Here is an 11,066-nt window from a genome sequence, read left to right as displayed (position 1 = left end):
TATGGGTACCCTTGTGTAAAGCCTTTTCTTCAACTTCTCAGGGTCGTATAGTTATTGGCGACCGCGACCAGTGTGGCGAGACCATGCGGAGAACCGACTCCAATTCAGCATGCGATGGCAAAATACCGAATCCCCGAATAGATGCACGCTCTGGACTGATCAAGACCAGTTCGACCCCTTCGTCCTCGGTTAACATCGTGTGGCCGGGCGGCCAGTAAACCGCCTCACCCGCTTCATTGACCTCCTCGGTCCCGTCCTTGTACCGGATTTTCATTGACCCGTCTACGATATATCCCCAATGGGGTACCTGGCAGAGATCGTCTTCCAAGCCCTCCAGAAGTGGGGTGATATCGACATCGGGTCCCATCGATCCTCGCACGACGTCGATACCTCGACCATCGATATCTCCGAAGCCAGTCGATCGTTGCAGAGTCGAATCTGGCGACTCCATTACCGTGGGTAGCTCTGACGTTTGTTGATGCATGCTAGCACTACTCACTCTTGGTTTTCCAACAGCCCATATATTTACACTTATAATAAGTAAGAGTTTTGTTGGTTTGGTTGAATTATAAAAGCGATGAACAGTCGGTAAAAGCCAATCGTTTCGGGTTCTTGTACTGACTACAGCCTCTATATCTCGCACGCTTGTACTGATAGAAGGTGGTAGTTCCATCAAGACATTCGAGATACAGGGCGCATAGTCAACACTCCAGACTGCCGACTAGAAAGAGTGTTCAGCGGTCAATACACAGCGCTTATTCAGTGCACTTCGATCTCGGTCACAGAGGGAGGAGACAACGAGCCTCGCGCTTGTCGACTAACTCTACCGGAAACGATAGGATCGGACAATTCCAATCATCCGGACGCACCAGAAAATGGCGACACCGATACCAGTGAAGGCGAACAGGTAAACGAGGACCCGAAATAGGTACTCTCCAAGGGTCACAGTCTGTTCCGTATGCAGTATGACAAATGATACTGAAATCATAAACGAAGGCATAGATGGATGAAACCACCTACACGGTTCGCAGTCCGCGGTACGACAACACGACCCCGACGAGGAATACAATCGTCGCGAAGTAGATCGGGCCTAAATGGGTCACCCAATCGTGAGAGAACGCATCCGCCGTCCAGTGCATCGGGAGCGCGAGCGCGAGGCCGACGACTGCGGAGACGATCGCAGTCGCCCACGCCCACGTGAGCCGCTGACGCACACCGTACCACGAGAGGGCCGCGACGGCGATGCCAGTCGAGATGATGAACGCCGCGGTGGCGACGTGGAGGTGACTGATGTAGTATGCCACCGTCGGATCGAGATCGGCGGCAGTCATCCCGGCCAGCGTACTGACCCCGAGTTCGAAGCCACTCCCCACGAAATTCAGCACGAGAAACACGACCCCGTAGCCGACGAACCCAATACCGGCGAGTGTCATCAGAAGTGCTCCGTTCCGGACCTGTGACTCGAACTGGACCTGTTCTCCCGGTTCGTCCGTGACTGGTTGATCTGTCGCCATGATAATTACTTGGTTGCCCCGAGTGTGATGCTCTTGACGCCATACTTCTCGCACGCGTTCGCCGCCCGCTCCGAGATAAATTCGTACTGCGTGTTCTCTCGGACGTCCGTCACCGAGAAGCCAGCCGCTTCGATGGCCGTCGTGTACCGATCAATCTGTTCGGCACCGCCGATACAGGCCGCCCAGAGGTCCTCGTCGTTCTTGATGCTCTCCGGCATCACCTCCTCGCTGATGATATCGGAGATGGCAAGGCGACCACCGGGGGCGAGCACCCGGTGGGCTTCTTCGAATACCTGCGCCTTGTCCGGTGAGAGGTTGATGACCCCGTTCGAGACGGCGACATCGAAGGTCTTGTCGTCGAAGGGAACGTCCTCGATGTACCCGTGCTCGAACGAGACATTCTCCAGTCCTGCGTCGTCGCGCAACGTGCGGGCCTTCTCGAGTTGTTGGGCCGTCATGTCCAGCCCGGTCACGCTTCCAGCATTCCCTGCGTGAAGGGCTGCGACAAACACGTCCGTGCCCGATCCACTGCCGAGGTCGAGCACGTCGTCTCCGTCCTCGATGTCAGCGAGGTCGAAATGGTATCCGACGCCGGCGAACGATTCCATCGCCCCCACGGGAATCCGATCGAGATGTTCTAGCGGATAGCCGAGGCGTTCCGCTAACGGACGACCCATCTCGAAGTGATACTCCTCGTCGGGTTCCTCCGCAACGTCTTGGTAGACGGATTTCACCGCCTGTTCCAGTTTGTCGACGTCGAGTGAGTTTGCCATGTGCCTGGCCTCTTAGTCGTCGACTTCCACCTCGGCAGGCGTATTCACCGTGAGATTGACGTCCTGTTCGAGCGAGACGAGCGTGTAGACTGGCGCCCGCCGGGCCCACTCGTCGACCTCGTCCTTGTCGAGGTCGGGGCTCTCGATCTCGATCACGGCGGTCAGGTTCTCGAACACCGAGTCGGCGTTCCCGAGGTCTTCCAGACTGAAGAGGACACCCGGGTCGAAGTCGGTGCGAATGCGTGTCTCGAGGTGGTCGATGTCGACGCCATTCGCGACAGCGTTGATGGTGATGCCGACGTTGATGCATGAGACGAGCGCAGACAGTGCTGCTTCGATCGGTTCGAGCCGATCGGTCGCGCCAACCCAACCGCCGGCGTCCAGCACTTCCTTCCAGCCTCCGTAGGGGATGGTGTACTCGCGGGTATCGCGCGCGATCGTCTCGCCGCCGAGGACGTACGAGTCGATCGTCGCCAAGCTGTGAGCGGCCGTTCCTTCGTAGGTCGATCGAGCGCTCAGCCCGAGTTGAACGTCCTCGGAGTTCTCGGCGGCATGTTCCGCGAACGCGGCGAGTTCCTCGGTATCGACGCCGTGGACGATCTGACGTTCGGATGCCATGGATCAGACCACCTGGAGATGTTCCTCTCGGAGTTCGTCGTCTGAGTAGTCCTGTCCGTGCCCCTCCCGCATGTGGTTCTTTGCCAGTTCGATTGCTTCGGCTTCGTCTTCCGACTGGATGATGAATCGGCAGTCGACCGCTTCCGATTCACAATCGAGTTTATATGCGTCAGCCATCGTCGTTTCAGTTGCCTTGCGGCAAGGTGTGTTATGAACTCCCAAAGATACATAACTAACTTGTGAGATCTTCGCAGTTGGTACCGCCCTCCGTAGTGTTTGCAGAGTTTGTCAGTCGCTGCCGATTGCTCAGGTTATGAAAAACTATGCAGTCAGTGCAAACGAGATGGCTAGGAAAACGGCTTCCAGACCGTCTATCCAAGCTCTCTTGCTACCACTGCGGACGATTCTTGCCGTCCCCCAACGGACTTGCTGGTCTCACACGTAGAGTCGAGCGCGGTCGTTGTGGTCTCGCAAGAAATCGATATCGTTCCCCATCGTCAATTCGACCAGTGGCTTCTCTGGGAGCAGGAGTCCGAAGAACATCAATAGGTTCGCTGGTGGTCGAGGCGTTCGAGTACCGTCTCACAGGTCGGTTTCGATGGGGAGAATCGGCGTTTTTCGTCGGTGGGACGTAAAGGTTGATTCGGCCCACTCGCGTGCGCCCGGGTCGTCTGTGTCGACCAGGACCCGAACCATAACGCCCTCGCGGTCGTACCCTGTTATGGCGATTCGGTCGTCTAAGATACTAACCCCAAACCGCGGTAACTCATCGTGTAATCGGATATCGAGATTGCCGCTGTCGAGTGCCTCCGAGAATAGATCCGGGCATTCCGAGCGAATGTAATTGGCCACTCTCGGCGGGTTAATGAGCTCCGTTTCCATCCCATCGACGACTCGTTCGCAGAGTTCAGTCTTACAGGAATCGAGCATAGCCACGTCGAGGCCGGTAAATCGCAACCGCTCCGTCTCCTCGATGAGCGAACAGAAACGGGAAACCGGACGAGATGGATCCTCGGGGTCAGCCACTGTTACGGTTGCCTCCGCACACATCTCGATGGTGAAACCGCTTTCTTCGTCCGGAAGTAATCGCCACACTTCGCGTAGCTTCCGCTCGGTTTCTACTCGGTCGATCAAATCCGCCATCGCTGACGCTACAAAGGCACCCAGCTGTGTCGCCTCGTACTGATACCCGTCCCGTTGAACCCAATCGCGTTCCTCAAACTCGCTAAGAGTTCGTCTGATCGTTGACTCGGAGACGCCGGTCATCTCCCAGAGTTCGGACCGACTACGGGGGCGGACCGTGAGTGCGATCAGCGTCGGCGCGCGGTGTTCGGATCGTACGAGATATGCTATATCGTCGATTGGCGCCTCCCTGCTATTCTTTGCCATGTTATGGCTACACATAGTAGATAAATAACGACTGTGCCCCTCAAAACGGTGCTTGAACAACCTTCGGGGAGGAGTTAGGACAGCCCGTTCACTCATCGAGCGAAAATCCTCAACCACGCACAGGTAGAGGAACCGCTCGACTAGCACGGGTGGAGCGCCAGCAAGCTCTGGAACATTGAGAAGTCTCCGAACGTGACACGAGATAGAGATTGAATTCCTCACGGCCACAGCGTCTCCGATTTTCAGATACGTCCGTCGCCTAGTCTCCTCACTCGACGATTCGTACGTTTCGTCTGGGCATCTGTCCGCGGTCTGTGTGAATATAAACCTCCCAGTCTCCGTTCGAGACTGATGCGATGGCGTTTGCGCCGCAGTACTAACTGCTCGGTGGCAAGTCTGCGCTGTTTCCCCTATTACGTAGCTCCGAACCGAGATTAACGAGATCTACTATAAATCGATGGCTATGATAGTGTGCTCTTGACGCCAGCTGGGAGGAAGCCGGCACGACCCAGGCTCGCGACCTCGAACGGACTGATGAGGAGACCTGGCGAACGCTCGAAACCGTCCCGGCAGGGGTAATCACTATGGAATCGGTGTGAAGTGCGATCTAGCGGACGCACGGAGCTAAACCGCGCGACGCGGCCGTGGAGCGATCACTCCGAGACGGCCACCTCGTCTCTCCTGACGACTTCGTCGCGTTTGCGGTCAACCCACAGAGCGATCGGCCACTCCTCGAACCGATAGGGTGACGCACCTTCGAGCATCTCCATCCTGGAGACTGGTTCGGGAGGCATCGCTACGAGCCCCTCGTGGGGGCGATCTCCGACGGCGTCGATCTTGTGCCGTGCGCCGCCGGGCAGGTAGACGAACTCCCGCGGCTCGATTTCGAGGACTTGATTGCTCCTGTCTCCGCGTTCAAGTGTGAATCTAGCCCGTCCGTCGAGACACAGACACACCTCGTCGAATCCTGGCGTGTGCGTGTGCCAATCGATCGACTCGCCCGGCTCAATTTCGAAGTACAGGAGTTTGAACTCGTTTGTCACGACCAGTGGATAGGTCGTGACGGCGTTCTCGGCCTGTTCGAACGGTGTCGCCTCCGCCAGCGATACTTTGTACATCGTCTGCTTGGGAAGGTGCGTGCGGTCGAGTTCCGTCGGCGTCAACTCTCTTGAGGGGTCCGAACCGTCCTGTGTCATGTTACCACGCGCCACTACCATGATGTGCAGTCATCTTTTTTCTGTTGATTCCGTCTCTCCACACCATGTTGAGTGGGCACCCTTCCCTCCCGCTGTGGATCGTCACTGTCCCCCGACAACACTGTGTGCGGTGGTTCGCCACGAAATCTACCGTCAGAGAGGGTGTCAGATGAACGTGGTAACTCGTCTCGAACTGCTGAGACGTATCTCGTGTCGAGAGCAAGTGTGGACGGTAAAACCTCAAACTGCCTGCTAAGACGATATTCAGGCGGGTTTTGAAAGTGAGAGGTTTGGGCTCAATCTGCGCCGATTCGGTTGCGTGACGCTCTGACTAGTCCCGCGTGTTATAGCTCGGGAGATACGACGTTCCCGCTCATATTCATCAAGAACGGGACACAGTAAGAACACGAGAACCCAGGGCATGGGTCTGCACAGGCACGAAGCGTAAGTCCAGTCGTGACCGTAACACTATCATCAGGACGGTCACCCAGTGAGAAGTTCCCACATATCTGGCTCTGTTGAAATCCTCAATCGCTGATAGTTTATCTGGTCTCGCCTGCCCACAACCCTACTCAGAAATACCGAGTAGCCCGACGGAGAGTTTAGCTCTCAATCCGGCGTATAATACATTTATCAAACCCATTACTATACTAATAGAACGAAAAGTGCAGTAACAACGATGTCACAGGCGACGGAGTGTCGGGTGTGCGGAAAGCCGGTTTCGCCCTCTGATTCCTACTGTCAACACTGTGGTGCCGACTTGTCCAATCACTCACGATTAGCCACCATTACGGATCGGGTACCAGGGATGCAACCGGGTAGCTCACTCCGGAATCTCGGTGTGGGTATTCTGTATTTCCTACTGACCCCTCTACTATTCTACCTGCTTCCAGTTTTCGCTGCTATCGCCGCATTCAAGAATTGGCGAGGAATCGCGACACGAACGGCGAAATTACCGGGAATCAGCGCCGGTGGCGGAGCAATGTCTGGGATTGCAGCCTTCGTCTATCTGATTGCCCTCATGGGACTGGTCGGCGCAGGAGTGCCTGCCGACACAGCTTCTGAACCCACGGCAGCACCATCTACCGAGAATGAAACCACCCCTCACGAAACACCATCTCAGACCCCAATCGTGACGCCAGCTCCGACAGAGACGAGCGAGCCAACAGACCAGTCCAACCAGCAGTCAGGCACCTCACAAACAGCGACGCCAGTGGCCACACAAACTGCTACCAGCACTCTGACACTGACTGCGACGGCATCACCAACCCCAAACCCGGTTGAAACACAAGCACAAGCAACGCCAACACCACGCCCGGCAACCCCCACGCCACAGCCGACTACCACCGCAACACCCGATCACCGAACGGGAACGATTACAGCCATCACCGATGGTGACACTGTCGACATTCGCTTCGCGGATGGTTCGACAGATACGCTCCGCCTCTTAGGTGTCGACACGCCAGAGACCTACGGCGATGTCAATCCAGATGAGTTCGAAGGAGTGCCGGATACAGAAGCGGGTCGGAACTGTCTTGAAACGAGGGCCAAGGATGCCACTGAGTTCACCAGAAGTCGCTTGCTGGGCGAAGAGGTCACACTCTCCTTCGATGACAACGAAGGGCGTCGTGGCAGCTATGACCGTCTGCTTGTCTACGTGAGCGTCGACGGGGAGCCGTTCAATATCCAGCTCGTCGAACAAGGCTATGCGCGTGTCTACGATTCACAGTTTGAGCGGCGTAGTTCCTTTTACGACGCCGAAGCAGCGGCCCAAGACGCTGGCATCGGAGTCTGGGACTGTCGGAACGTCAGGACGCCAACACCGACACCAGAATCAGCCCCGCCAAACAGTGGCGGCACGCTAGAAGTCGCGTCTATCCACGCAGATGCACCGGGCAATGATCACGAGAATCTCAACGAAGAGTACATCACCTTCGATAACACAGGTAGTCAGGCAGTGGACATCAGCGGCTATGTCATTAGCGACACCGCTGACCACGAGTATACTGTACCAGAGGGAACGACAGTCGGCGCTGGTGAACAAATAACACTCTATACGGGGAGCGGTGCAAATAGCGCTGACAGCCTCTATTGGAGGAGTGAAAGCGCCGTTTGGAACAACGGTGGCGATACAATCATCGTCGAAGAGACAAGCGGTGAGGTTGTTATCGAGCGAACATACGAATAGAATCGGGTGTCACCGAAGTCTCTCGTCTAGGTAAAAGTCTTCGTCCAATGCTCGAAACACCTTGGCCTTCAAGATGTCTCGGATGACGAATATACCGCCCTCATAGTTTCTCCGGTGCACATCACTACTGGCGACGCCAGTACCATCGTAGCCTCTCACAACAACAGACCGACAGCAGACTACTCACTAGTTGACGAACTCGGATCTGGCGGTGGGTAGCTAGTTCAGTGAGGTGCTTTCTGGGTACTGGCTAATACGGACTCTCTTCTACATCCGTTTTTTGCTCACGATAGCGGCTGGAACAGCCGTTAGATAGGTGTGCATACATGCTATCTGAGACAGATACGTAGCATGGGGATTTTCGGTTGACCAGCGCCAATAGAGACACAATGAGTATGGATTCTTGGTCCCCGGTTATCCTGCTCGTTCTGCTCGTACTCGGTCTGACAGGCTTCTTCGCGTTTCAGGCTGGCGTGTTCTCGGCGAACCCGTCTGTTGACCCTCACCCCTACCCTAACAAGCCAGCAAACTTGACCCAACAGAGCGTCGGAGAGTACGCGAAAACGTGTGAACGCGCCATCGTGTGGAACAGGGAATTGAGCCAGCAGAATGGCAAGCTGACCCGAATCTCCGTCTCGATGAACGACATAGTCGTGACAAACGAGTCTCGTGGCTGGAATCTCTATATCGAATACGCGTTCAGCACGAAAACCGGCGATTCGGTAGGAGACGGGCGTGGCGTAGCCGAGTATTTCATCAACGAGAGTGTGACGCTCCGCGACGGTGGAGACGGAACCACGGACAAAGAGGCGTTAGACCCCACCCGGAACGGGACAGTTGTCACCAACTGTTAGATAGCTCGTCTGTACTGAGCAATCTGGACGTGAAGATTGCAGCGGAAATCAGCTGAACGGACCGTGAAATTGAGCCTGCTTACGAATGGTAGATTTCTCTGCATTTTTAAATGAAACACTCAGAGAGGTACTGGACGAATCGAGCGCACCAGAGAAAATTAGATGTGTCTCAGAGCAAAGTGGCGGAATAGGCAGTCTCGCCGTCAGATTTGCCAAAATACTGTCTGACGGAAAATCGAGGGTTCAGAAGTCACTCAGTTGCCAAATGAGACACGACTCGAAATCAAGAGCGGTCTCCAGTCCTAGTGAGAGATTTTAGACTGCGAACTGCACTAGTGCGGTTTGCCCCGTCCACCACTGCCCGGTCGCCGTTAATTTTTCCCCACCTGGACTGACACAATCGCTGCTGCACGTTCGTATCAGAACTGGGTACCAATCGGCAAGGAGGGTTTAGACTGGCGGGTCCCTATTGGGTGCCTATGAGTGAGTCCATTCTCGTAATCGGAGCCACCGGGACACAAGGCGGAGCGGTCGCCGATCACCTGCTGGACCAGGACGTCACGGTCTACGCGCTCACACGCAATGCCGAGAGTGGTGCCGCTCGTTCCCTCGAGGAGAGCGGTACAGAAGTTGTTGAAGGAGATCTCGACAAGACTGAGACGCTTGAAGCAGCCATGGATGGGGTTGATGGCGTCTTCTGTGTCACCAATTTTTGGGAGCATGGGTACGAGACCGAGGTTCAACACGGGAAAAATGCAATCGATGCCGCCGTCGAGTCAGAGGTTGACCACTTCGTGTTCAGCTCTGTCGGTGGGGCCGAACGCGACACGGGGATTTCCCACTTCGATTCCAAGTGGGAGATCGAACAATACCTCGACGAGACTGGCCTGAACGCGACTGTCGTCCGACCTGTGTTCTTCATGCAAAATCTCGAAGGCAATCGCGAGGAGGTCATGGATGGGACACTTACCCTCGCGATGGAGCGACACGTCCCGCTGCAAATGCTCGACATCGACGACCTTGGGGCGTTCGTTGCCCAGGCATTCACCGACCCGGAACGGTACATCGGCGAGGACTTCGAACTGGCGAGCGATGAGCTCACACTTACCGCGACAGCCATCCGAATGGGGGACGTTACTGATGCCGATGTAACTGCCCACCATGTCTCACCGGCCGACCTTGCGGAGATGATGGAGCAAGGCGGCGAAGAGTACCGTGTGATGTTCGAATGGTTCAACGAGCATGGGTACGAATCGCCGATCGACAAACTCCAAGCAGAACACGGGCTCACGTTCTCCCGATTACCGGAGTATCTTGAACGGGCTGGCTGGGCGCAGTAACTGCGGTCCATCTCCGCCAGTCAGGGTCTACGCTCGATAGAGACGCGCCTTCTCCAGCACGGTCGTTGCCGCGCTGCCTGAAAGGTGTCATCAAATCGACTGAATAGAAAGGATGTCGTCAGCAAGCCGCCGATATTCGGTTCACTACCGCTGATGACGAAATATCCGCTCAGTAGGTGTGCGTATTGAATAGAATCGCCAGTCGAACTCACACCGTATTCATTGCCGTGGGCAAGGAGCGTTTAGATTTGTCCCAAAGGTTACCGCGTTTCCGTTGTCCGTGATCGAAACCTCCTGCGTATAACAGATTCGCTCTCGTTGAGTGAGTCGATCCGTGATATCCTGATTGTGCCAATCCCCGCCGTCAACCGAGAGTCCGACGGTATACTGGCCTGGCTTTTTCGACCAGTCGTCCTCGATGGCTATCTCGGCACGCCCTCGAACGGCCCCCTCCGATTGAAAGACCATTGCGGGTTCTCTACCACTGTCAGCGTCATACTGAACTTGAATCCGATATTCATGAACCTGGTCTGTGTCATTGTGGACAGAAAGTCCAACTAGCACCGGGAGCCGGTCAGACGGATCTGATCCCCGAAATGATGAACACCCACTCGCAGCGACACTTCCAGCTAACGCGAGTATTCCTCGTCGAGAGTGAGAGTTCTTTTCCATGCTACAGGCAATAGCAGTCACCGGTAAGTGCTTTGTCTATACTGAGCAATCTGGACGTGAAGATTGCAGCGGAGAGCAGCTGAACGGGCCATAAAATTGCGCCTGCGAATCGACCAGAGAGAGTTATACCAGTTCAAAGAAGTGTTCTGATACCCATGCAAGATACAGAGCGCGTATCTCGCAGGCTGCCAAGTCCCAGTCACCGTCTATGTCGGCAGAGTAATATTTGCGCCTCTGATACTGCCCGCTATGGCAGCCTTACCGGCATCTCCGCTCTTTCTACTCTATGTTGGTATGTTTTTGATGGCCGCACTCGCCTGTTTTGCAAGCCTCACACAACTCCAACATATCTCTGACTCCGACACGCGTCGGGGCTTGGGGGCACTCCTGCTGACGAGTGGTGGGTGGGCAGCTGCTCACGTCGCCTTTCTGGTCTCTCCGACAACATCACTCAAACTCGGGTGGTATACCCTCGGGCTGGTGCTGGGCCTCGCCGCAGTCGGAGCATGGCTATACTTCTGT

Annotated in this window: 10 protein-coding genes and 1 pseudogene; 5 read left to right on the top strand and 6 right to left on the bottom strand. The window is 55.6% G+C overall.

Translation table 11 applies throughout. The annotated features are described in order from the left end of the window. Positions 1-298 precede the first annotated feature (298 nt). Positions 299-463, top strand: coding sequence for a hypothetical protein (locus E4S61_RS25790; protein ID WP_167768641.1), 165 nt, complete (start codon positions 299-301; stop codon positions 461-463). Positions 464-1,016: 553 nt separating this feature from the next. Here the strand turns inward: E4S61_RS25790 and E4S61_RS24975 are convergent. The 6 genes from E4S61_RS24975 to E4S61_RS24950 form a co-directional block, all read right to left on the bottom strand. Continuing rightward, positions 1,017-1,514 carry a hypothetical protein gene (locus E4S61_RS24975; protein WP_135306490.1) on the bottom strand — a complete coding sequence of 166 codons (498 nt, stop codon included), beginning with the start codon at positions 1,512-1,514 and terminating at the stop codon, positions 1,017-1,019. A gap of 5 nt (positions 1,515-1,519) precedes the next feature. Then, positions 1,520-2,287 carry a methyltransferase domain-containing protein gene (locus E4S61_RS24970; RefSeq protein WP_135306489.1) on the bottom strand — a complete coding sequence of 256 codons (768 nt, stop codon included), beginning with the start codon at positions 2,285-2,287 and terminating at the stop codon, positions 1,520-1,522. Positions 2,288-2,299: 12 nt separating this feature from the next. Further along, positions 2,300-2,905 (bottom strand): OsmC family protein, encoded by a 606-nt coding sequence (locus tag E4S61_RS24965; protein ID WP_135306488.1) that lies wholly within the window; start codon positions 2,903-2,905, stop codon positions 2,300-2,302. Between the two features lie 3 nt (positions 2,906-2,908). Then, positions 2,909-3,082, bottom strand: coding sequence for a DUF1059 domain-containing protein (locus E4S61_RS24960; protein ID WP_135306487.1), 174 nt, complete (start codon positions 3,080-3,082; stop codon positions 2,909-2,911). A gap of 405 nt (positions 3,083-3,487) precedes the next feature. Then, positions 3,488-4,309 carry a helix-turn-helix transcriptional regulator gene (locus E4S61_RS24955; RefSeq protein ID WP_394346470.1) on the bottom strand — a complete coding sequence of 274 codons (822 nt, stop codon included), beginning with the start codon at positions 4,307-4,309 and terminating at the stop codon, positions 3,488-3,490. 638 nt (positions 4,310-4,947) lie between these two features. Beyond that, entirely contained in the window at positions 4,948-5,490 is a 543-nt protein-coding gene (locus E4S61_RS24950; RefSeq protein ID WP_135306486.1) for a cupin domain-containing protein, read from the bottom strand. Between the two features lie 982 nt (positions 5,491-6,472). On the opposite strand from E4S61_RS24950, the gene E4S61_RS24945 reads away from it, so the two are divergent. The 4 genes and pseudogenes from E4S61_RS24945 to E4S61_RS26040 all read left to right on the top strand — a co-directional run. Further along, on the top strand, positions 6,473-7,678 hold the full coding sequence (locus E4S61_RS24945) for a lamin tail domain-containing protein (RefSeq protein ID WP_167768640.1): 1,206 nt from the start codon (positions 6,473-6,475) through the stop codon (positions 7,676-7,678). 530 nt (positions 7,679-8,208) lie between these two features. Next, positions 8,209-8,532: a hypothetical protein gene (locus E4S61_RS24940; protein WP_135306484.1), complete on the top strand. Its 324-nt coding sequence runs from the start codon at positions 8,209-8,211 to the stop codon at positions 8,530-8,532. A gap of 479 nt (positions 8,533-9,011) precedes the next feature. Next, positions 9,012-9,872 carry an NmrA/HSCARG family protein gene (locus tag E4S61_RS24935; protein WP_135306483.1) on the top strand — a complete coding sequence of 287 codons (861 nt, stop codon included), beginning with the start codon at positions 9,012-9,014 and terminating at the stop codon, positions 9,870-9,872. Between the two features lie 975 nt (positions 9,873-10,847). Further along, positions 10,848-11,066, top strand: a pseudogene (locus E4S61_RS26040) (histidine kinase); the annotation flags it as partial.

Origin of the sequence: Haloarcula amylovorans (assembly GCF_004681185.1) — an archaeon.
GTDB lineage: Archaea > Halobacteriota > Halobacteria > Halobacteriales > Haloarculaceae > Haloarcula > Haloarcula amylovorans.
The sequence above is the reverse complement of the archived record's forward strand: the minus strand, read 5'-3'. Positions and strand labels throughout refer to the sequence as shown.